The sequence below is a fragment of the Paractinoplanes durhamensis genome (genome assembly GCF_016862175.1).
Classification (GTDB): Bacteria; Actinomycetota; Actinomycetes; order Mycobacteriales; family Micromonosporaceae; genus Actinoplanes; species Actinoplanes durhamensis.
In genome coordinates this window covers 204,107-224,893 of sequence record NZ_BOML01000002.1, presented here as the reverse complement: position 1 = coordinate 224,893, position 20,787 = coordinate 204,107, and the positions used below count along the sequence as shown (strand labels likewise).

The following is a 20,787-nucleotide window of genomic DNA, read 5'->3' as shown; positions in this document are numbered from 1 at the left end:
GCCAGATCCAAGCCTGCTGACACGTCCCGCAACCCGCTCTCTGCAAGAAACCCTTGCGGCCGACCTGTTGCCGATATATCGTCAAGCTATCGACAACAGAACGGAGATAGTCATGAGGTTCCACACTGAAGGTCACGAGGGTCACGGTCGCCGCATGCGCGGTGGCGGTTTCGGCTTCCCCGGCGGTTTCCCGTTCGGTCCCGGCGGTCCCGACTTCGGCCACGGGTTCGGTCCCGGCGGCGGCCCATTCGGCCCCGGCCAGCGAGGGCATCGACGCGGCGGCCGAGGGCGCGGCTTCAACGTCCGCCCGGCGGTCCTGGCGCTCCTGATCGAGCGCCCGATGCACGGCTACGAGATGATCCAGGAGCTGGACGCCCGCACCAACGGCATCTGGCGCCCGAGCCCCGGCTCGATCTACCCCACCCTCCAGCTCCTGGAGGACGAGGGCCTCATCGAGCCCGAGGCGTCCGGCGGCCGCAAGAGCTACCACCTGACCGACGCCGGTCGCCCCGAGGCCGAGACGGCCGCGCAGAACCCGCCGTGGGCCAGCATCGGCGACGACACGATGTCGCAGGTGCAGGACTTCCGCGACGCGGCGGTCGGCATCATGGGCGCCCTGCGCCAGGTCGGTTTCAACGGCACCCCCGAGCAGCGCCAGAAGGCGCTGGAGGTGCTCAACGAGACGAAGCGCAAGCTCTACGCGATCCTCGCCGACAGCGAGTAATCAGAAAAACCATCAGAAGGCGCACTCTCCGGAGTGCGCCTTCTTGGCGCCCAGCCTTTGATGGGTACGCGCCGAACCGTCCCCGACCGCACGATGACCGAACCCGCGGCAGCGCCCGGCCGGCTGCCACGAAAGGCCGTCGCGGCCTTCCGGCCGAGCGGGGTGAAAAGGTGGGGTCAGCCGCGGGCGCCCAGGTCGGTCAGGATCTTCAGCAGGGTGGGCAGGTCGCCGGAGTCCAGGGCCGGGGTGGGCAGCAGGGCCATCACCGGGACGGTGATGCCGGCCTCGGCGTAGGACTCGACCTTGGCGCGGCACTCCTCCGGGGAGCCGTGCACGATCAGCTCGTCCACCAGGGAATCCGGGATCGCGGCCAGGGCGCCCTTGCGGTCGCCGGCCGACCATGCCTGCCACATCGGGGTCAGCGTCTCGGTGCGGCCCAGCCAGCGGTGGAAAGCCGCGTAGGCCGGGACGGTCAGGTAGGCGGCGATCATGCGGCGGCCCACCGCGCGGGCGTGTGCCGCGTCGTCGGTCGGGCAGACGAAGATCCGGGCGGCCACCTCGAAGCCGGGGCCGGCCGCCTTCGTCTCGGCCAGCGCGGTCGACACGTCGGCGGGGGAGAGCCAGTTGAGGATGGTGCCGTCGGCCTCGGCGGCGGCCAGCCGGAGCATGCCGGGGCGCAGCGCGGCCAGCAGGATCTGCGGCGGGGTGGCCGGGGGCCGCTCCAGCCGGAAGCGGCGCAGCGCGAACGTGCCGTAGTCGTGGTCGACCACCTCGCCGGCCAGCGCCGCCTTCAGGAAGCGGAGCGTGTCGCGGCTGCGCAGGAACGGCTCGGTGAAGTCGGCGGCGTTCCAGTCGCCGACCACCACCGGGGACGACGCGCCGATGCCCAGCTGGAAACGGCCCGGTGCGGCCTCGGCCAGGGCGGCGGCGGTCATCGCCAGCAGGCCGGGGCCGCGGGTGAAGACCGGGGCGATCGCGGTGCCCAGTCGCAGCCGTGGTGCCCAGGCCGCGGCCAGCGTCAACGGCGTGAACGCGTCGGTGCCGTTCACCTCGGACGACCAGAGGTCGGTGAAGCCGGCGTCCTCCAGCGCCTGGTAGACGGCCTGGTGGCCGGACAGCGGAACTCCACCCAGCGGCACGGTCATGCCCCATCGCATCGACATGCGCTTGATCCTGCCTGCCCCGGCCAGTGAGGTCCACCACCGGGAGGTGGCATTGGCCATAGCGGCGGGTATCTTTTTGCACTGACCAGTCAGTTCAAAAAGGGAGTCCTGATGCCGGTGCTCACCGCCCGCGGTGCTGGCGTCCGTCAACGACGCCGCTGGCTCTTCCGCGACCTCGACGTCTCGGTCGAGGCGGGCGAGGTGGTCGCGGTTCTCGGCCCGCCCGGCAGCGGCCGGACCACGTTGCTGCTCACCCTGGCCCGGCGGTTCAAGCTCGCGGCCGGGCACGTCACGATCGACGGGCGGGCCGCCCTCGGGCACGTGCCCACGGTGACCGAGCCGGAACCGGTGTTCACCGTCACCGAGCACGTCCACGAGCAACTGGCCCTCTTCGGCCGGCGCCATCGTGAGGCGACCGGCGTGGACCTGCGCGGGCTCGACCCGGACAAGTTCGGCCGCGACCTCTCGCCGTACGAGAAGCAGGTCCTCGGTCTGGTGCTCGCCCGGCTGGAGAGTCCCGCGGTGATCGCCGTCGACGGCCTCGACGAGGGTCTCGACGACGGCGAGCGGGCCGCCCTGCTGCGGGAGCTGACCGAGATCGCGGCGACCGGCACCGCCGTGCTGTTCACCGCCCGCGAGATCGACCCGGCCGCGGTGACGACGGTGATCCGCCTCGGCGCCGACCACGCCATCCACCTGCCGGCGGAGGAGCCCGAGCCCGAGGTCAACGAGTCCGGCGACGAGGAAATCGACGGCTCGGCCGACGGGGACGTAGGCGTCGGGGACGAATCTTCTGCGGTGGTGGACGGTGCTGACGGCGTACGCACGGAAGAAGCCGCGGCAGACCGCTCAGCCGGCGGCGAAGATGAGGGGGAGCGGTGAAGTTCTCGACCGTGTCGCTGGCCTGGATGGAGCTGCGGCGATTTTTTCGCGGCCGTCTGACGGCGGCGGCTCTTGCGGTGCTTGCGGTGGTTCCGTTGCTGTACGGGGCCTTGTACCTCTATGCCTTCTGGGATCCCTATGGCCGGTTGAATCACATCCCGGCGGCTCTGGTGATCGAGGACAAAACGGCCACCGCGACCGACGGCACCAAGGTGCACGCCGGCCAGGATCTGGCCACCGAGCTGATCGACCGGAAGATCTTCGACTGGCACGTGGTGAACGAGAATGCCGCCCAGAAGGGCCTGAAGAGCGGGAAATACCAGATCATCCTGCGGATTCCGGCGGACTTCTCGGCCGACCTGGTCACCGGCCCGGACGACAAGGTGACCGCGCGCACCGCGCAGCTCACCGCGGTCAGCGACGACTCCACCAACTATCTGTCCGGGGTGTTCGCCCGGACCGCATTCGACGAGGTCCGGGCGGCCGCCGCGGCGAGCGTCTCGGCCGGCTACTACGACAAGATGCTGATCGGCTTCACCGACCTGAAGGCGCAGACCCAGGAGGCCGCCGACGGCGCCGCCAAGGTCGAGAACGGCACGAACGACGCCAAGAGCGGCTCGGACACGCTGGCCGGCGGCATCGACAAGGCGCACACCGGCGCCGGGAAGCTCGACGACGGACTCGGCACCGCCGCGTCCGGCATGGACACCCTGACCAAGGGCCTGGCCACGCTCAACGCCGGGGCGACGCAGCTGGCCACCGGCACCGCCCAGGCCGCCGACGGCGGCAAGCAGCTGGCCACCGTGGTGGACGGCGCGGCCGACCAGATCGTGCCGGTCCTGCGGGCCAACGCCGCGACCATCGAGCAGGCCGCGAACCTGGTGGCGACCGGCGCGGACACCCTGGCCGCCAACATCGGCGCCATCGACACCGCCGCCGGCCAGGCCGTCAAGAACGCGAACCAGCTCCAGGACTACCTCGACGGGCTGCCCGCCGACACGCCCGGCCTGGCCGACGCGAAGGCCCTCGCCGCCCAGCTGGTGACCGCGGCCGAGAAGGTGCAGCAGACCGTCGACCAGGCCGACCTGGCCGGGTTGCGTACCGAGCTCAAGCAGGTCGCCGCCACCGCCCGTCAGATCGCCGCGGCCGCCCCGCACATGGCCGACGACGTCCAGGCCGCGCGCACCAAGGTCGACCAGCTCGCCGCCGGGCTGTCCCAGCTCGCCACCGGCGCCAAGCAGCTGCAGACCGGCAGCGCGCAGCTGCACGACGGCGCGTCGGCGATCCGGGGCGGGATCTATCAGCTGTCCACCGGGGCGCAGCAGCTCGACGACGGCCTCGGCGAGCTGTCGACCGGCGGCCACCAGCTGGCCGACGGGCTCGGCCAGTTGCAGAGCGGGGCGACGAAGCTCGCGTCCGGCCTGGCCGACGGCGCCTCGCAGATCCCGGGCTACGGCGATGACCCGTCGGACCGCGCCGATGTGCTCGCCGACCCGGTCGGCCTGAATCGCAGCGTGCGCAACCCGGCCGGGACCTACGGCGTCGGCTTCGCGCCCTACTTCCTGGCCCTGGCCCTCTGGGTCGGCGCGATGATCACCTTCATGGTGTTGCGGCCGCTGAACCGGCGGTACCTGATGTCCGGCGCACCGCCGTTGCGGGTGGCGTTCGCCGGGCTGCTGCCGGCCGTGGCGATCGGGCTGGCCCAGGCCTCGCTGCTGTTCGCGGTGGTCCGGTTCGGGCTCGGCCTGAACCCGGTGCATCCGTGGCTGACCTACGGGCTGCTGCTGCTCACCGCGGGCGTGTTCGCGTCGGTCATGCAGATGGTCGGGGCCGCGTTCGGCGCGCCCGGCCGGATCGTGGCGCTCGCCCTGCTGATGCTGCAGCTGACCTCCTCCGGCGGCACCTATCCGGTGCAGACCACGCCGGACTTCTTCCAGGCGATCCACCCCCTGCTGCCGATGACGTACGTCGTGCAGGCGGTGCGGCACGCGATCGACGGCGGCACCGACTGGCCGGTGCGGGCCGGGGTGGTGGCGCTGCTCGCGTACGGCCTGGGATCGTTGCTGGTGACCGTGCTCGTGGCGGACCGCTCGCGGCGGCTCACGCCGTCGGGGTTGCACCCGGAGCTTGTGATCTGAGAGGAAGCGACTGATGGACGGCCGGACCCGGCGGCGGGCGGACACCAAGCAGCGGCTCTACGAGGCCGCCGTCGAGCTGATCGCCGAGCAGGGCTTCTCGGCCACCACCGTGGACGACATCGCGCTGCGGGCCAACGTCGCCAAGGGCACCGTCTACTACAACTTCAAGTCGAAGAACGAGCTGTTCGAGGAGCTGCTGCGGCACGGCGTCGAGCTGCTCACCGCCGGTTTCCGGGAGGCGGTCGAGGGGTTGCCGCCGCGCGAGGCGGTCGGCGCGCTGATCCGCACTCAGCTCGAATACATCCGCCGCTACCGGGCGTTCGCCCAGCTGCTGCTGTCCGAGATGTGGCGGACCAACCGGGAGTGGCACCAGACCCTGATCCTGCTGCGCGAGCAGGCGATCGGGGTGATCGCCGAGACGGTGCAGGCCGGCGTCGACTCCGGCGACCTGCCGGACGACCTGGACGTGCGGGTCGCCTCGGCGGCGCTGTTCGGGGTCGGCCTGGTCGTGGCGGTGGACTGGCTGGTGTTCCAGCCGGAACGGCCGATCGAGGACGTCGAGGAGTCGTTGAAGGCGATCGTCCGGCGGGTCGGCTGACTTCTCAGGCTTTTATGCCGCCGGTTCGCGGCGGGACGTCGTGGTGGGGCGCGAGGCGTCGTCTCCGGGGGCGATGACGCCGCCGAGTTCGAGGATGTGGCGGTGGGCCGCGGCGAGCCGGTCCTCGAGCGTGACGATCCGGCAGGCGGCGGCGAGCAGAAGGCCCTCGTCCAGCAGCTGCCGGACGCGAACGGCGAGTTGAAGCTGGTGGCGTGAGTAGCGGCGGTGGCCGCCGAGGGAGCGCTCGGGCTCGATCAGGCCCGCGGCGCCGAGGCTGCGCAGGAAGGCCGCGGTCACACCGATCATGTCGGCGGCGCGGCCCATCGTGTACGCCGGGTAGTCGGCGTCGTCGAAGGACGTGCTCATTTCCCTTCCGAGGGGGTCGTGTCCGGTGGGGGGACAGTCCAGGGCCCCGGCGGGTAACCGGGGCCCTGGCTTTTCAATTCTGGTGCCGACCGTCGTCGGCGCATGCGGTCGTCCGTCTGCGTGCCGCTAACGGACGGCCTGAGTGATAAGCATCGGCTGCGATCACCTCTTGTCGGGTCGGGGACGTTGCGATTTCGCGTTGCTGCGGTATCTCGTCCTCCTTAGCCAACTCAGGTTCAGTGCCAGTTCTCTGCCGGCTGTGCGTGGCCGACACAGGAAGACTATGCCCGACACGCGCCGATTTCTAGTATCGCGGCTGTAGATTTTTCGGACAAAACGTCAGACCGTCCCGAGGGGATCGATGGCGGTGAGCGGGAACGGGGCGGCGGTGCGGGGCGGGCGCCGGGCGCGGCAGAGCCGCGTCTGAGAGAGGTGACCGCGCCCCGCACCGCCGCGGGGCAGGGGCGACTGGACAGCCCCTGCGGGTTCCGCGATGCCTGCCGAGGGCTCGCGTGGTGCCCGTTGTGTCTATGAGTGTGGCGGTCCGGCGACCCCATGAGCAACGCAATTAACTTTGATCATTGACGCATGTAACAACCCGGCGAGATCATCACGGAACGCGGTGGCCCAGGTCACAGCGCCCCCTCGGTCAAGGGAGTCGCAATGAGCGTCAACCCCACACCCAGCACCGACGAAGAACGTCTCGCCCAGCTCGGCTACCAGCAGGAATTGCACCGCCGACTCTCCGGCTTCTCGAACTTCGCGGTCTCCTTCTCGATCATTTCCATCCTCGCCGGCGCGATCACGTCGTACGGCATTGCCATGACCGCCGGCGGACCGATCGCCATCACGCTCGGCTGGCTCTTCGTCGGCATCATGGTCACCGTGGTGGCCCTGGCCATGGCCGAGGTCTGCTCGGCCTACCCGACGGCGGGCGCCCTCTACTGGTGGGCGGCGGCGCTGGCCAAGAACAACAAGGCCGCGTGGGCCTGGTTCGTGGGGTGGTTCAACTTCCTCGGCGAGGTGGCGGTCACCGCGGCCATCGACTTCGGCGCGGCGATCACCACCGCCGCCTTCCTCAGCTTGACCTTCGACATGGAGGTCACGCCCGGGAAGACGTTCCTGATCTTCCTGGTCATCATCATCGTGCACGGCCTGCTCAACACGTTCGGCGTCAGCCTGGTCCGGCTCCTCTCCGACGTCAGCGCCTGGTGGCACCTGGTCGGCGTGGGCGTGATCGTGGTGCTGCTGGCGGTGATCCCGGACCAGCACAAGCCGATCTCCGAGGTCTTCACCGAGGTGCACAACGCCACCGGCTTCACCTTCGCCGGGGCCGGGGTCTACGCGGTGCTGATCGGCCTGCTCATGGCGCAGTACACCTACACCGGCTACGACGCCTCGGCGCACGTGGCCGAGGAGACCCACGACGCGTCCCGGGCCGCCCCGCGCGGCATCGTGCTGTCGGTGGTCGTCTCGGTGATCGCCGGCTTCGTGCTGCTCTTCGCGATCACCTGGTCCATCCAGGACTACGAGGCGGAACGGACCACGTCGCTCGGCCTGCCGCCCGCGCAGATCTTCATCGACGCGGTCGGCCACAACACCGGCACGTTCCTGCTGTTCATCTGCATGGTCGCGCAGTGGTTCTGCGGCATGGCCTCGGTCACCGCCAACTCGCGGATGTCGTACGCCTTCGCCCGGGACGGCGCGCTGCCCGGCTCGCGGATCTGGAAGCAGGTCAACCCGCGCACCGGCACGCCGACCAACTCGATCTGGCTGTGCGTGACCCTCTCGGTCATCCTGGTGCTGCCGTCGCTCTGGAACACGACCGCCTACCTGGCGGCCACCTCGATCGCGGTGATCGGCCTCTACATCGCGTACGTCGGCCCGGTGTTCCTCCGCCGGCGCAACCCGGAGTTCCAGCCCGGCCCGTGGAGCCTCGGCAAATGGAGCGCGCCGATCGGCTGGATCGCGATCGTCTGGGTACTCGTGATCTGTGTGCTGTTCGTCCTGCCGACGGCCGGGCCGATCACGGCGACCAACTTCAACTACACGATCGTCGCCGTGGCGGTCGTGGTCGGCGCCGCGACGATCTGGTGGTTCGCGAGCGCCAAGAACTGGTTCACCGGCCCCAAGCAGAACCTGATCGAAAAAGCAGCGCACGGCGAGCAGACCATGCCCACCGAGTGATCTAGTTGATCCGTGGGGGACGGGCCTTCAGCCCGTCCCCCGACCAACACTGCGTTAGGACTTCTGCCATGGACCTCGAGGAGCTCGACGTCGCCGTCGACAACGGCAGCATCGACACCGTGCTGCTGGCCCTGACCGACATGCAGGGCCGCTTGCAGGGCAAACGCCTGCACGGCCGGTATTTCATGGACGAGGTGGTCAGCGGCGGCAGCGAGGGGTGCAACTACCTGCTCGCGGTCGACGTCGACATGAACACGGTCGACGGCTACGAGATGTCGTCCTGGTCGAGCGGCTACGGCGACTTCGTGATGCGGCCCGACTTCAGCACCCTGCGTAAGGTGCCGTGGCAGCCGGGCACCGCGATGGTGCTGGCCGACCTGTTCACCACCGGCGGCGACCCGGTCTACGCCTCGCCCCGGCAGATCCTGGCCCGGCAGTTGGAGCGGCTGGCCGCGCACGGCCTGACCGCGTTCGCCGGCACCGAGCTGGAGTTCGTCCTCTACAAGGACAGCTACGAGCAGGCGTTCGAGAAGAACTACCGCGACCTTGTCCCGGCAAATCAATACAATGTGGACTATTCGCTGCTCGGGACCGCCCGGGTCGAGCCGCTGCTGCGCCGCATCCGCAACGACATGTACGGGGCCGGCCTCACCCCGGAGAGCGCCAAGGGCGAGTGCAACTTCGGCCAGCACGAGATCGCGTTCCGCTACGCCGACGCGCTGAAGGCCGCCGACAACCACGTGATCTACAAGAACGGCGCCAAGGAGATCGCGGCCCAGGAGGGCATGGCGCTCACCTTCATGGCCAAGCCGAACGCCCGCGAGGGCAACTCCTGCCACATCCACTTCTCGCTGCGCGGCGAGGACGACCGGTCGGCGATGCTCGGTGACGGGCCGGCCCACCTCAGCGTGATCGGGGAGCGGGCGATCGCCGGGCTGCTCGCCACGCTGCGCGAGTTCTGCCTGCTGTTCGCGCCCAACATCAACTCGTACAAGCGCTACCAGCCGGGCTCGTTCGCGCCGACCGCGCTGCGCTGGGGCGTCGACAACCGGACGTGCGCGCTGCGGATGGCCGGGCACGGCCAGGGCATGCGGATCGAGAACCGGGTGCCGGGCGGCGACGTGAACCCCTACCTGGCGATCGCCGCGCTGGTGGCCGGGGCGGTGCACGGCATCGAGAACGAGCTGGAGCTGGAGCCCGAGTTCGTCGGCAACGCCTACGACGACGCGGACGCCGGCCGGGTGCCGGCCACCCTGCGCGAGGCTCAGGAGCTCTGGGTCGGTAGCGACATCGCCCGCGCGGCGTTCGGCGCCGACGTGGTCGGCCACTACGCCAACATGGCCCACGTCGAGCTCGCGGCCTTCGACGCCGCGGTGACGGATTGGGAGCTCCGTCGCGGGTTCGAGCGGATGTGAAAGGTTCTTGTGTAAGGATCGCGCCAGGGAGGTATGCGTGACAACTGACGTGATCAACCCGTCCACCGGAACCGTATTGACCAGCGTCCCTTCGCTGGGCCTGGCGGAAACCGATGCGGCCATCGAGCGTGCTCGACGCGCGTTTCCGGGCTGGCGTGCGGTCGCGCCCGGCGAGCGGGCCCGGCTGCTGCGCCGCTTCGCGGCGGTGGTGGACGAGCACATCGACGAACTTGCGAATCTTGAGGTACGCAACGCGGGACACACCATCGGCAATGCGCGCTGGGAGGCGGGCAACGTCCGGGACGTCCTCAACTACTACGCCGGCGCGCCGGAGCGGCTGATCGGCAAGCAGATCCCGGTCGCGGGCGGGCTCGACGTCACCTTCCACGAGCCGCTCGGCGTGGTCGGCATCATCGTGCCGTGGAACTTCCCGATGCCGATCGCCGGTTGGGGGTTCGCCCCGGCGCTCGCGGCCGGCAACGTGGTCGTGCTCAAACCGGCCGAGCTGACCCCGCTCACCGCGATCCGGCTCGGCGAGCTGGCCCTCGAAGCGGGCTTGCCGGAGGGCGTCTTCCAGATCGTCCCGGGCAAGGGCTCGATCGTCGGCCAGCGGTTCGTCACCCACCCGGCGGTGCGCAAGGTCTGCTTCACCGGCTCCACCGACGTCGGCAAGTCGATCATGGCGGGCTGTGCCGACCAGGTGAAGCGGGTGACCCTGGAGCTGGGCGGCAAGAGCGCCAACGTCGTCTTCGCCGACGCCGACCTGGAGAAGGCGGCGGCGTCCGCGCCCTCGTCGGTCTTCGACAACGCCGGCCAGGACTGCTGCGCCCGTTCCCGGCTGCTGGTCCAGGAGTCGGTCTACGACAGGTTTCTGGCCCTGCTCGAACCGGCGGTCAAGTCCTTCCGGGTGTTCGACCCGGCCGACGCGACCGCCGAGATGGGCCCGCTGATCTCCGCGGGGCACCGGGACACCGTCGCCTCCTATGTGGACGGCGCCGACGTGGCCTTCCGGGGGAGCGCGCCCGAGGGCGACGGCTGGTGGTTCCCGCCGACCGTGCTGCTGGCCCACGGCGCCGCCGACCGGCACTGGCGCGAGGAGGTCTTCGGCCCGGTGCTGTCGGTGCTGCCGTTCAAGGACGAGGAGGACGCGGTCCGCCTCGCCAACGACACCGAGTACGGCCTGTCCGGCTCGATCTGGACCCGCGACCTGGGCCGGGCGCTGCGCGTCTCCCGGGCCGTGGAGACCGGCGCGCTCAGCGTCAACAGTCACTCGTCGGTGCGCTACTGGACGCCGTTCGGCGGCATGAAGCAGTCCGGCCTCGGCCGCGAGCTCGGCCCGGACGCGTTGCTCGGCTTCACCGACGTGAAGAACGTCTTCCTCTCGACAGATTCCTAGAAGGGCCGCTACGTGGAGCGTTTGCAGGACCGGGTCGCCGTGATCACCGGCGCCGGCAGTGGGATCGGGCTGGCCACCGCCCGGCGGTTCGCGGCCGAGGGCGCCAAGGTCATCGCCGTGGACATCTCGGCCGACGCCGGCAAGGCCGCCGCCGACGAGACCGGCGGCGAGTTCGTGGCCTGCGACGTCAGCGACGAGGAGCAGGTCAAGGCGTTGTTCGACGGGGTCGCCGAGCGGTACGGCCGGGTCGACATCGCCTTCAACAACGCCGGCATCTCGCCGCCCGACGACGACTCGATCCTGGTCACCGGCATCGACGCGTGGGAGCGGGTGCTCAGGGTCAACACGACGAGCGTCTTCTTCTGCTGCAAGTACGCGATCCCGCACATGCAGCGGCAGGGCAAGGGCTCGATCATCAACACCGCATCGTTCGTGGCCCTGCTCGGCGCGGCCACCTCGCAGATCGCCTACACGGCGAGCAAGGGCGGGGTGCTCGCGATGACCCGGGAGCTGGGCGTGCAGTTCGCCCGCGAAGGCATCCGGATCAACGCGCTCTGCCCCGGACCGGTGGCTACGCCGCTGCTCATGGAGCTTTTCGCGAAGGATCCGGAGCGGGCCGCCCGCCGGCTCGTGCACGTCCCGATGGGCCGGTTCGCCGAGCCCGATGAGATCGCGGCCGCGGTGGCGTTCCTGGCCAGCGACGACGCTTCGTTCATGACCGCATCGCAGTTCGTCGTCGACGGCGGCATCACGGGTGCGTACGTAACGCCGCTGTGATGTTTCAACCCGCCATTACCCGGGGAACGACCTGTGTTACGTCCGATTGATCCGGACGCAGGGGTCGAATCCCCGCCGGCGCAGGCACGGATCCCTGTGTAGGTGGGTCAGACGGACCCGGGCGCGGCGCCACCTCAGTCCGAGGTGACGCCGCGCACCCATCTCAGGCCGCCGGACTCCGGCGACGCGCCCGCCGCGCTAATTGAGTCCACGCTGAAACATGATCTGACTACGGTGGAGCGATGCGCCCGATCATCGGCATAACCTCGTACGTGGTGCCCGCCACGTGGGGCGTCTGGCACGAGGTGTCCACGGCGCTGATCCCGAACGACTACGTGGCCGCGGTCGAGCTGGCCGGCGGCCGCGCGGTGATCCTCCCGCCCGACGAGCGGGATGCCGACGTGCTCCGGGTGCTCGACGGCCTGCTGCTGGCGGGCGGCCCCGACATCGAGCCCGGCCGCTACGGCGCCGAGCCGGCCCCGCTCACCGAGTCCCGCCCCGAGCGGGATGCGGGTGAGTTCCTGCTGGTCCGCAAGGCCTTGGAGCTGGACCTGCCGGTCCTCGGCGTCTGCCGGGGCATGCAGGTGCTGGCGGTCGCGACCGGCGGCACCCTGCACCAGCATCTGCCCGATGTGCTCGGCCACGAGCAGCACCGCCCGGCGCCCGGCGTCTACGGCGAGCACGAGGCCCGGTTCGAGGGCGGCAGCCTGATCGCCAAGCTGATGGGCGACGACCTCGGCATCCACTGCTACCACCACCAGGGCGTGGCCGACCCGGGCACGCTGCGGGTCACCGGCCGCACCGAGGACGGGCTGGCCGAGGCGGTCGAGGCCCCGGACCGGCGGTTCGTGCTTGGCGTGCAGTGGCACCCTGAGGTCACCCGGGACCAGCGACTGTTCGGCGCGCTCGTGGAGGCGGCCGGCTAAGCGATACACCACCTTTGCCGAAGAACGGGACGAGGAGGAACCCAGCGAATGCGTAGGCCACTGATCGGCATGACCGCGTACGCCCAGCAGGTGCAGTACAGCAACAACGACCTGATGGCGGGAATGCTCCCGATGACCTATGTCCGGGCCGTGCATGCCACCGGCGGACGGGCCGTGCTGATCACCCCGGACGACCCGGACATCGACGTGCTGGATTCGCTGGACGGGATCGTCTTCTCCGGCGGCGGCGACGTCGACCCGGCGCACTGGGGAGCCGAGCGGCACCCGGCGACCGACACCGACGCGGCGCGCGACGCCTCCGAGATGATGCTGATGAAGGCCGCGCTCGACCGCGACCTGCCGATCCTCGGGGTGTGCCGCGGCATGCAGGTGATGGCGGTGGCCGGCGGCGGCACCCTGCATCAGCACCTGCCCGACCTGACCGGCAACGAGCTGCACCAGGCCGCGGCCGGCACCGACCCGCTCGCCGCCGACGCCGCCGCGTACGGCCGGCACGACGTGGTGATCGAGCCCGGTTCGCGGGCGCACGACCTGCTCGGCCCGCGCCTGGTGGTCAACTCCTTCCACCATCAGGCGGTCGACGACCCGGGCAAGTTCACCCCGGTCGGCTGGTGCCCGGACGACCGGATCGTGGAGATCATCGAGAGCGCGAACCACACGTTCGCCCTCGGCGTGCAGTGGCACCCCGAGCGGACCGCCGACCTGCGGGTCTTCACCGCGCTGGCGGAGGCCGCCGCGGAGCGCTCGGGCCTCGCCCGGCGCGAGTTCGCGCGCCGCTGAACCATTCGCCCGGCCGGTGGCCCGGGACGGCCGTGACCAGCGACGGCCCGGCCGCTGGGGCCGGGTTCGGCCATGGCTGCGGTGGGGGACGTCCCGACGCGTACCCCGAAAGAGGTTCCGGTGTTGTGGACGGTGTTACGGTGCAGAACCGTGACGGATGGCCGGGAGATGCCGCCGCAGTTGCGGACCGCGTTCGAGCGTGGCGGCCAGATGGGCCGGCGGATGCTGGAGCTGGACTGGTCGACCAGCCCGCTCGGACCGCCGGAGACCTGGCCCGACGAGTTGGTCACGTCGGTCGCGACGATGCTCGCGTCGCGGACCCAGATCATCATCTTCTTCGGGCCGGAGTATTGCGCTCTCTACAACGACGCCTACATCCCGGCGCTCGGCACCAAGCATCCCGGCAACGTGGGCCAGCCGTGCCGGAAGATGTGGAGCGAGACGTGGGCGGTGCTGGAGGAGCTGTTCGACGGGGTGTTCGCGCAGGACACCGCGTTCTTCGCGCCGGACCATCCGTTCTGGCTGGAGCGGCACGGCTTCCTCGAGGAGTCGTACTTCGACGTCTCCTACGATCCGATCCGGAGGGCCGACGGCGAGGTCCGCGGGCTGTTCTGCATCGTCACCGACACCACGTTCCGGGTGCTCGGTGAGCGCCGCACCCGCACGCTGAGCGCCCTCGGGTCCCGGCTGGCCGACTCGCTGGACGAGGCCGCCCTGGTCGCCGACCTGGCCGACGTGTTCCGCGACAATCCGGCGGATCTCCCGTTCGCCCGGCTGGTGCTCGACCCGGCCGAGATCCCGGCGGTCCCGGCCGACGGCCGGATCCCGCTGCGGGAGATCACCGACCCGCCGCCGACCGCGGCCGACGACGCGCTGGTGCTTCCGGTCGGCATCGGGGCCTCGAGGTACGGGGCGCTGATCGTCGGGGTGAGCCGGTTCATCGCGCTGGACCGCGGCTACCGGGACTTCCTGGAACTGACGGCCGCGCAGATCTCCCGGGCGGTGGCGAACGTGCGCGCCTACGAGCAGGAACGGGCCCGGGCCGCCGAGCTGGCCGCCATCGACCAGCTCAAGACCAACTTCTTCTCCAACGTGAGTCACGAGTTCCGCACCCCGCTGACCCTGATCCTCGGACCGCTGGAGGACCTGCTCGACGACCCGTCGCTGCCGGCCGCCGAGCGGGCCCGGCTGTTGCCGATGCAGCGCAACGGCCTGCGCCTGCTGAAGCTGGTCAACACGGTGCTGGACTTCTCCCAGCTGGAGTCGGGCCGGATGCGGGCTCGCTACCGTCCGACGGATCTGGCCGACTACACGGCGCGACTGGCGAGCACGTTCCGGTCGGCGGTCGAGCGGGCCGAACTGGAGCTGGTGGTGGACACCCCGGCGCTGCCGGAACCGGTGCACGTCGACCGGGAGATGTGGGAGAAGATCGTTCTCAACCTGCTCTCCAACGCGGTCAAGTTCACCCGGTCCGGCCGGATCGCGGTCGGCATGCACGCCGACGGCGGTCAGGCCGTGCTGACCGTGCGGGACACCGGGGCCGGCGTGCCGCCGGAGGAGCAGCCGCTGCTGTTCGACCGGTTCCACCGGGTGACCGGGGTCTGGTCGCGCACCCACGAGGGCACCGGCATCGGACTCGCCCTGGTGCGCGAGTTGGCCGAGCTACACGGCGGCTCGGTGAGTGCGGAGAGTGAGCTGGGCCGGGGGAGCGTCTTCACCGTCCGCATTCCACTGGGGACGGCGCACCTCCCCGAGGACCGGCTCGGCTCGGCGGGAGCGCTGGTGGTCACCGACGTCGCGCCCCGGCTGTTCCAGGAGGAGGCCTCGTCCTGGCTGCGCGACGACGAGCCGGCCGAGGCGACGGTGACCGACCGGCCCGGCCGCATCCTGCTCGTCGACGACAACGTCGACCTGCGCGACCACGTGGCCCGGCTGCTGCGCCCGCACTGGCACGTGACCACCGCGGTCGACGGCCGGGACGCCCTCGAGCTGGTCGAGCGCGAGTCGTTCGACCTGGTGCTGACCGACGTGATGATGCCCCGGCTGGACGGCTTCGGCCTGATCGCCGCGCTGCGCGCCGACGACCGCACCCGCAACGTGCCGATCGTGGTGCTCTCCGCCCGGGCCGGCGAGGAGGCGTCCGGCGAGGGCCTGGCCGCCGGCGCCGACGACTACCTGGTGAAGCCGTTCACGGCGCGGGACCTGACCGCCCGGGTGCGGGCCAACCTCGACCTCGGGCAGGCCCGCCGGCAGGTGATCAGCCGGCTGCGCGGCCTGGTCGACACGGCCACCGCGGTCAGCACCGTGCGCACCACCGCCGAGGTGCTCGACGTGGCCGCCCGGCACGTGCAGGCGATGACCGGCGCCGGCCGGGTGGTGGTGACCGCGGCCGGTGCGCGGGCCGAGGCGGACGGTGGCGGCGACCCGCTGGCCGGCCCGGACGTGCGGCTGGCCCTGCCGGACACCTCCGGCACGGCGGTCGGCGAGCTGCGGGTCTGGTCCTCCTCGGACGGTCCACCCGAGCCCGCCCTGCTCACCCAGCTGGCCCGGCTGATCGGCCTGCGGCTGGCGAACGCCCGGCTCTACGAGGCCGAGCACCGGATCGCCACCACCCTGCAGCACAGCCTGCTGCCGCCGTCGCTGCCCCGGGTGCCCGGCGCCATCGTGGCCAGCCGCTACCTGCCCGGCAGTAGCGAGGCCGAGGTCGGCGGCGACTGGTACGACGTGATCGCCGATCACCAGGACCGGCTGTTCCTGGTGATCGGCGACGTGGTCGGCAAGGGCGTACAGGCGGCGGCCGGGATGGGACAGCTGCGGAACGCACTGCGGGCGTACATCCTCGAGGGCTTCGACTGCGGTGAGGCGCTGACCAGGCTCAACCGGCTGGTCGACAACCTGGGCCGGCGGCAGTTCGCCACGGTCGTCTGCGTGCGCTTCGACCCGGCGATCGGCCAGCTGCACTACTCCTCGGCCGGGCACCCGCCGCCGGTGGTGGTCCGCCCCGGGCAGCCGGGCGAGTTCCTCTACCGCACCGCGCTGGGCCCGCCGATCGGCGCGCTCGCCGTCGCCGAATACCCCACCGTCGAGGCCGAGCTGCGCCCCGGCAGCCGGCTGTTGCTGTTCACCGACGGCCTGGTCGAGGACCGCCGGATCGGCATCGACACCGGCCTCGCCGAGTTGCTGACCGCCGCCGCGAAGCCGGCCGACCACGTCGAGGAGCTGCTCGACGCACTGCTGGCCAACGCGGCCCAGCGCCCGCGGCGCGACGACATCGCCCTGCTCGCGCTGCAGGCCACCGAGCCCCGCGAGTTCGTGATGCGGCTGCCGGCCGACCCGACCCGGCTCAGTGCACTGCGCCGCCGGCTGGAGGACTTCCTCACCGGTTACGGCGTGCCGGAGGCCGACGTGTTCGACCTGACGGTGGCGGTCTCCGAGGCCGCCGCCAACGCGATCGAGCACCCGGTCGAGCCGGCCGAGCCGCTGATCACGGTCGAGGCCTCGGTCGACGACGACGCGGTGGTGGTCACCGTGCGCGACTCGGGGCGGTGGCGACCGGCGTCGGCGGGCGGCTTCCGCGGGCGTGGCCTGGCCATGATCGGCGCGTTGACCGAACTCTCGGTGGCCCGCCGCGACAGCGGCACCGCGGTGACCCTGCGCCGTCCGATCAGTCGCTGAGCCAGGGCTGGCCGGCCAAGCCCGAGATCTCCAGCACCCGGCGGACCTGGGTCGACGGCAGCACGGTCAGCCCGCTGCCGAGCTGCTCGGCCAGCTGGAGCACCGCGTGGATGGCGGCCGAGTCGAAGAACGTGACCTGTCGCAGGTCGAGGGTCGCGGCGGGCGCGGCGTCCTTGGTGGCGGCACGAACCATCGCGTCGGCGGTCGACATGTCGACCTCGCCCGTCACGGTCACCGTGGCGATGCCGTCGGCCACGGCGGTGGTGGCCGAGAAGTTGGGGTCCGGACCGTCTTGATCCACGAACATACGATTTCACAGCCTCCCGGGGAGCAGCAAGAACCGGCCCGGCCGTCGCCGACGATAGGCTGGGTGAATGACCGTGCGCGCCCCACTGGTGCCGGGAAAGCAGTCGCCCTGGCGGGCGGTCCCGGCGCAGATAGTCCGTCCCGAGTACGTCGGCAAGAAGCGCCCGAAGGAATGGCGCGGCTCGCACGTGCAGACCCCCGAGACCATCGAGAAGATGCGGATCGCCGGGCGGATAGCGGCGCAGGCGACCCAGCTCGCCGGGGAGCACTGCAAGCCGGGCGTCACCACCGACGAGATCGACCGGGTGGTGCACGAGTTCATCCTCGACCACGGCGCCTACCCGTCGACGCTGGGCTACAAGGGTTTCCCGAAGTCGTGCTGCACGTCGCTCAATGAGGTGATCTGCCACGGCATCCCCGACTCGACCGTGCTCGAGGACGGCGACATCATCAACGTCGACGTCACCGCCTACCTCGACGGGGTGCACGGCGACACCGACGCCACGTTCTGCGTGGGCGAGGTCGGCGAGGAGGCGCGCCTGCTGGTCGAGCGCACCCACGAGGCGATGATGCGCGGCATCCGCGCGGTCGCCCCCGGCCGCCCGATCAACGTGATCGGCCGGGTCATCGAGGCGTACGCGCGCCGCTTCGGCTACGGCGTCGTCCGCGACTTCACCGGCCACGGCATCGGCGAGACGTTCCACTCCGGTCTCTACATCCCGCACTACGACAACCCGCGCCTCGACACGGTGATCGAGGAGGGGATGACCTTCACCATCGAGCCGATGATCACCCTCGGCACCCACGAGTACGACCTGTGGGGCGACGGCTGGACGGTGGTCACCAAGGACCGCCGGTGGACCGCCCAGTTCGAGCACACCCTGGTGGTGACCGAGGATGGCGCCGAGATCCTGACCCTCCCGTGACTGCCGTTGCGGAGCACCATGCCGACGTCTCCGGCGGCTGGCTGCGGGCGGCGACGTTCGGCGCGATGGACGGCCTGGTCACCAACATCGCGTTGATCGCCGGCGTGGGCGGCGGCGGGGTCGCGCATCGCACGCTGGTGCTGACCGGGGTGGCCGGGCTGGTGGCCGGCGCGATCTCGATGGGCCTGGGCGAATACACCAGCGTCCGCACCCAGAACGACCAGGTCGCCGCCGAGCTGGCCAAGGAACGGCACGAGCTCGAGGTCAATCCGGAGGGCGAGGCGGCCGAGCTGGTCGCCGCCTGGACCGCCCGCGGCCTGCCGGTGCACCTGGCCCAGATGGTCGCCGATGTGCTGCGCGACAACCCCGAGCTGGCGTTGCGGGTGCACGCGCAGGAGGAGCTGGGCGTGGTCCCGGACGAACTGCCCAGCCCGTGGACCGCGGCCGGTTCGTCGTTCGTCTGTTTCTCGATCGGTGCCCTGATTCCGCTGCTCAGCTACCTTCTCGGCAGCGACAGCCTGTGGCTCGCACTCGGCATCGGCGGCCTCGGTCTCTTCGGCGCCGGCGCCGTCGTCGCCCGCTTCACGGCCAACCGGTGGTGGTCCAGCGGCCTGCGCCAACTCGCCCTGGGCGGCTTCGCCGCCGCGATCACCTATGGCATCGGCACGTGGATCGGCGTCGGCATTTCTTGAGTACGCGGTCTCAGCGTCACCGCCGATTCGTGGCCGTCCCCGCCTCCCGCGTCCGTCGTGCCTGCGGTGGGCTTGCCCGGTTGCGCTGCTGCTCTTACTCGAACAGCGCGCCCAGGTTTCCGTCCACCGGCCGGCCCCGGGCCGCCAGCTCCTCGGCGTGCTCCTTCAGGATCGTGCTGAGCTCCTGCATGTCGGCGCCGGCCACCCCGGTGCGCTTCACCGCGTCGGCCGCGTTGCGGAAATAGGTCCGGGTCAGCAGGCCGGTGACCAGCGCGATGTGCAGCCGGGCCTCGGCGATCATCACGAGCGCGGCGTCCGTCTCATACCACTCGGCGAGCCGCACCGCGCGGGTGTGCGCCGCCGAGGCGAGCGCCCAGTTGTGCCGGGCCAGCGTGCTGAACTCGGGCGGCCGGGCCTCGGCCAGCCGGGTCAGGTGGGTGTCGCGCAGCCGGGCGAACCATCCGCGCGGATCGTGCAGCGGCCGGGTGGTCACGTAGCGGTCGGCGTCGAGCGGCCAGCGGGAGGTCAGCTCCCGCGCCCGCCGCAGCCCCTCGTCCCCGGTGACCACCTCGAGGTCGACCAGCGTGCCGTCGACCTTGCGCAGCGCCGGCTTCGGCCCGGCCCCCGCGCGGTACGTCACGACCAGCACGTTCACGTCGCTGCCGTCGCGGTCGTCGCCGTGCGCGAGCGACCCGTGCACCCCGATCGCCTGGACCTCGGCCGACCATCGCCGTTCGATCACGTCACGCAGGCGCACCGCCAGGTGCCCCCGCGGTGAAACGTCGATCTCCTCGAGCACACCGTCATTCTCTGCCCTCCATGTTTCTACGGAAGGTGACCGACGCGGAGCACGGAAACGGACGAATCGGGTTTAGCTTGCCCTCCCGGGGAACGCCATTGTCAGCGGCGTCACCGCGGCCAGCCGGCGCCACCGGACGGCGCGCACCGCCGAGTCGGTCAGGGCGGCCAGCGCGGTGCTCCGGTCGGCGTCCCGGGTCGCCCCGAGCACCGGCCGCCACGACTGGGCGACCCCGTCCTCGATGTGGATGGCCAGCTCCAGCGCGGTCGCCCGGTCGGCCACCGCGAACGGCAGCTCGTAGCCGGCCGGCGCCGGCCCCGGGGTCGCGCTGCTCTCGGCCAGCTTGCCGATCAGCCAGTCCCGCCGTTCCCGGTGTTCCTGTTCGGCGCCGCGGGCCTCGGCCACCTCGGCCTTGGCCGACAGCTTCACGCCGATCACCCCGTACGCGTAGATGGCCGCCTCCTCGGCGGCCAGCGCGCTCGCGACCTGGTCGCTCATCGCAACGCCTCGATGTGGGTGGCCCGGCAGGCGGCGATCGAACCGACCAGCCCGGCCCGCTCGGTGGTGGTCGCCTTGCACGCGCTCACCGCGTTGGTCATCGCCGTCTTCTCGGCGGCCCGGAAGCCGGCCAGGGTGCCGTCCCCGGTCGGCGCGGCCGCGGACGCGCTCGCCGCGGCGGTTCGCCCGATCACCGCGGCCAGCTCGGCGGCGTGCTCGCGATGGTCGGCGGCCAGCGGGGTGAACCGGGTGGCCAGCGCCGGGTCGGCGGCGGCCGCCCGGTCGTAGGCGGCGGCCAGCGCGAGCGCCTCGTCGGCCAGCGGCTGCAGCGGATCGGGCGCGGGCGGCAGCTCCGGATCGCCGTCGCCGAACAACCCGCAGCCGGCCAGGCCCGCGGTCGCCAGCCCGGCCGCACCCCCGCTCAGCACCCGCCGCCGGGTATGTCCCGTATCGCTGTTCCGCACGGCGCCCAGTCAACACCATCGGGTACTCGTGATGACCTGCGCATGGCGCGGAAT

At 71.2% G+C, this 20,787-nt stretch carries 19 protein-coding genes; 13 read left to right on the top strand and 6 right to left on the bottom strand.

Annotated elements, in window-relative coordinates; all coding sequences use genetic code 11:
• The first annotated feature begins 112 nt into the window (after positions 1-112).
• A complete protein-coding gene (locus tag Adu01nite_RS01130; RefSeq protein ID WP_203724286.1) occupies positions 113-724 on the top strand; it encodes a PadR family transcriptional regulator in 612 nt (203 codons plus the stop codon).
• A 176-nt stretch (positions 725-900) separates the two neighbouring features.
• On the opposite strand, the gene Adu01nite_RS01125 is transcribed toward Adu01nite_RS01130, so the two are convergent.
• Positions 901-1,869, bottom strand: a complete 969-nt coding sequence (locus tag Adu01nite_RS01125) for an LLM class F420-dependent oxidoreductase (RefSeq protein ID WP_203724327.1) — start codon at positions 1,867-1,869, stop codon at positions 901-903.
• A gap of 129 nt (positions 1,870-1,998) precedes the next feature.
• On the opposite strand from Adu01nite_RS01125, the gene Adu01nite_RS01120 reads away from it, so the two are divergent.
• Genes Adu01nite_RS01120 through Adu01nite_RS01110 form a run of 3 tightly spaced genes read left to right on the top strand, consistent with a single transcriptional unit; the run spans position 1,999 to position 5,505 of the window.
• Entirely contained in the window at positions 1,999-2,769 is a 771-nt protein-coding gene (locus tag Adu01nite_RS01120) for an ABC transporter ATP-binding protein (protein WP_203724285.1), read from the top strand.
• A complete protein-coding gene (locus Adu01nite_RS01115) occupies positions 2,766-4,907 on the top strand; it encodes a YhgE/Pip domain-containing protein (protein WP_239132031.1) in 2,142 nt (713 codons plus the stop codon). Before Adu01nite_RS01120 ends, Adu01nite_RS01115 begins: the two co-directional genes overlap by 4 nt.
• Before the next feature lie 13 nt (positions 4,908-4,920).
• Positions 4,921-5,505 (top strand): TetR/AcrR family transcriptional regulator, encoded by a 585-nt coding sequence (locus tag Adu01nite_RS01110; protein WP_203724284.1) that lies wholly within the window; start codon positions 4,921-4,923, stop codon positions 5,503-5,505.
• Between the two features lie 12 nt (positions 5,506-5,517).
• Here Adu01nite_RS01110 and Adu01nite_RS01105 read toward each other — a convergent pair whose 3' ends face one another.
• The gene (locus tag Adu01nite_RS01105; protein ID WP_203724283.1) at positions 5,518-5,871 is read right to left on the bottom strand and encodes a MerR family transcriptional regulator; all 354 of its coding nucleotides are present in this window, start codon (positions 5,869-5,871) and stop codon (positions 5,518-5,520) included.
• A gap of 663 nt (positions 5,872-6,534) precedes the next feature.
• On the opposite strand from Adu01nite_RS01105, the gene Adu01nite_RS01100 reads away from it, so the two are divergent.
• From Adu01nite_RS01100 to Adu01nite_RS01070, 7 genes are all read left to right on the top strand, one after another.
• Positions 6,535-8,058: an amino acid permease gene (locus Adu01nite_RS01100; protein WP_203724282.1), complete on the top strand. Its 1,524-nt coding sequence runs from the start codon at positions 6,535-6,537 to the stop codon at positions 8,056-8,058.
• Positions 8,059-8,126: 68 nt separating this feature from the next.
• Positions 8,127-9,473, top strand: a complete 1,347-nt coding sequence (locus tag Adu01nite_RS01095; protein ID WP_203724281.1) for a glutamine synthetase family protein — start codon at positions 8,127-8,129, stop codon at positions 9,471-9,473.
• A gap of 37 nt (positions 9,474-9,510) precedes the next feature.
• Positions 9,511-10,869 (top strand): aldehyde dehydrogenase family protein, encoded by a 1,359-nt coding sequence (locus tag Adu01nite_RS01090; protein WP_203724280.1) that lies wholly within the window; start codon positions 9,511-9,513, stop codon positions 10,867-10,869.
• Between the two features lie 12 nt (positions 10,870-10,881).
• The gene (locus Adu01nite_RS01085; protein ID WP_203724279.1) at positions 10,882-11,646 is read left to right on the top strand and encodes a 3-oxoacyl-ACP reductase; all 765 of its coding nucleotides are present in this window, start codon (positions 10,882-10,884) and stop codon (positions 11,644-11,646) included.
• A 242-nt stretch (positions 11,647-11,888) separates the two neighbouring features.
• Positions 11,889-12,572 (top strand): gamma-glutamyl-gamma-aminobutyrate hydrolase family protein, encoded by a 684-nt coding sequence (locus tag Adu01nite_RS01080; protein ID WP_203724278.1) that lies wholly within the window; start codon positions 11,889-11,891, stop codon positions 12,570-12,572.
• Between the two features lie 48 nt (positions 12,573-12,620).
• Entirely contained in the window at positions 12,621-13,373 is a 753-nt protein-coding gene (locus Adu01nite_RS01075; RefSeq protein WP_203724277.1) for a gamma-glutamyl-gamma-aminobutyrate hydrolase family protein, read from the top strand.
• Positions 13,374-13,541: 168 nt separating this feature from the next.
• Positions 13,542-17,048, top strand: a complete 3,507-nt coding sequence (locus Adu01nite_RS01070) for a SpoIIE family protein phosphatase (RefSeq protein ID WP_239132041.1) — start codon at positions 13,542-13,544, stop codon at positions 17,046-17,048.
• Here the strand turns inward: Adu01nite_RS01070 and Adu01nite_RS01065 are convergent.
• Positions 17,038-17,355 carry an STAS domain-containing protein gene (locus tag Adu01nite_RS01065; RefSeq protein WP_203724276.1) on the bottom strand — a complete coding sequence of 106 codons (318 nt, stop codon included), beginning with the start codon at positions 17,353-17,355 and terminating at the stop codon, positions 17,038-17,040. The two genes, Adu01nite_RS01070 and Adu01nite_RS01065, sit on opposite strands and share 11 nt — an antisense overlap.
• Positions 17,356-17,422: 67 nt before the next feature.
• Between Adu01nite_RS01065 and map the strand changes: the two genes are divergently transcribed.
• Both map and Adu01nite_RS01055 read left to right on the top strand, forming a co-directional pair.
• The gene (map, locus tag Adu01nite_RS01060; protein WP_203724275.1) at positions 17,423-18,280 is read left to right on the top strand and encodes a type I methionyl aminopeptidase; all 858 of its coding nucleotides are present in this window, start codon (positions 17,423-17,425) and stop codon (positions 18,278-18,280) included.
• Positions 18,277-18,972, top strand: coding sequence for a VIT1/CCC1 transporter family protein (locus Adu01nite_RS01055; RefSeq protein ID WP_203724274.1), 696 nt, complete (start codon positions 18,277-18,279; stop codon positions 18,970-18,972). The genes map and Adu01nite_RS01055 overlap by 4 nt, the downstream gene beginning before the upstream one ends.
• Positions 18,973-19,066: 94 nt before the next feature.
• Here the strand turns inward: Adu01nite_RS01055 and Adu01nite_RS01050 are convergent, their stop codons facing one another.
• The 3 genes from Adu01nite_RS01050 to Adu01nite_RS01040 all read right to left on the bottom strand — a co-directional run bounded on the left by Adu01nite_RS01050 (position 19,067) and on the right by Adu01nite_RS01040 (position 20,733).
• Positions 19,067-19,771 carry a nucleotidyltransferase domain-containing protein gene (locus tag Adu01nite_RS01050; RefSeq protein ID WP_203724273.1) on the bottom strand — a complete coding sequence of 235 codons (705 nt, stop codon included), beginning with the start codon at positions 19,769-19,771 and terminating at the stop codon, positions 19,067-19,069.
• Positions 19,772-19,843: 72 nt separating this feature from the next.
• Complete coding sequence (locus Adu01nite_RS01045; protein ID WP_203724272.1) at positions 19,844-20,269, bottom strand: ferritin-like domain-containing protein; 426 nt, start codon at positions 20,267-20,269, stop codon at positions 19,844-19,846.
• The gene (locus Adu01nite_RS01040; RefSeq protein WP_239132030.1) at positions 20,266-20,733 is read right to left on the bottom strand and encodes a hypothetical protein; all 468 of its coding nucleotides are present in this window, start codon (positions 20,731-20,733) and stop codon (positions 20,266-20,268) included. The genes Adu01nite_RS01045 and Adu01nite_RS01040 overlap by 4 nt, the downstream gene beginning before the upstream one ends.
• Positions 20,734-20,787: the final 54 nt, after the last annotated feature.

Coding starts and splice junctions, on each gene's coding strand:
- Adu01nite_RS01100 (WP_203724282.1), top strand. CDS start 6,535: ATGAGCGTCAACCCCACACCCAGCACCGACGAAGAACGTCTCGCCCAG.
- Adu01nite_RS01105 (WP_203724283.1), bottom strand. CDS start 5,871: ATGAGCACGTCCTTCGACGACGCCGACTACCCGGCGTACACGATGGGC.
- Adu01nite_RS01065 (WP_203724276.1), bottom strand. CDS start 17,355: ATGTTCGTGGATCAAGACGGTCCGGACCCCAACTTCTCGGCCACCACC.
- Adu01nite_RS01080 (WP_203724278.1), top strand. CDS start 11,889: ATGCGCCCGATCATCGGCATAACCTCGTACGTGGTGCCCGCCACGTGG.
- map (WP_203724275.1), top strand. CDS start 17,423: ATGACCGTGCGCGCCCCACTGGTGCCGGGAAAGCAGTCGCCCTGGCGG.
- Adu01nite_RS01130 (WP_203724286.1), top strand. CDS start 113: ATGAGGTTCCACACTGAAGGTCACGAGGGTCACGGTCGCCGCATGCGC.
- Adu01nite_RS01095 (WP_203724281.1), top strand. CDS start 8,127: ATGGACCTCGAGGAGCTCGACGTCGCCGTCGACAACGGCAGCATCGAC.
- Adu01nite_RS01045 (WP_203724272.1), bottom strand. CDS start 20,269: ATGAGCGACCAGGTCGCGAGCGCGCTGGCCGCCGAGGAGGCGGCCATC.
- Adu01nite_RS01120 (WP_203724285.1), top strand. CDS start 1,999: ATGCCGGTGCTCACCGCCCGCGGTGCTGGCGTCCGTCAACGACGCCGC.
- Adu01nite_RS01070 (WP_239132041.1), top strand. CDS start 13,542: ATGCCGCCGCAGTTGCGGACCGCGTTCGAGCGTGGCGGCCAGATGGGC.
- Adu01nite_RS01110 (WP_203724284.1), top strand. CDS start 4,921: ATGGACGGCCGGACCCGGCGGCGGGCGGACACCAAGCAGCGGCTCTAC.
- Adu01nite_RS01075 (WP_203724277.1), top strand. CDS start 12,621: ATGCGTAGGCCACTGATCGGCATGACCGCGTACGCCCAGCAGGTGCAG.
- Adu01nite_RS01125 (WP_203724327.1), bottom strand. CDS start 1,869: ATGACCGTGCCGCTGGGTGGAGTTCCGCTGTCCGGCCACCAGGCCGTC.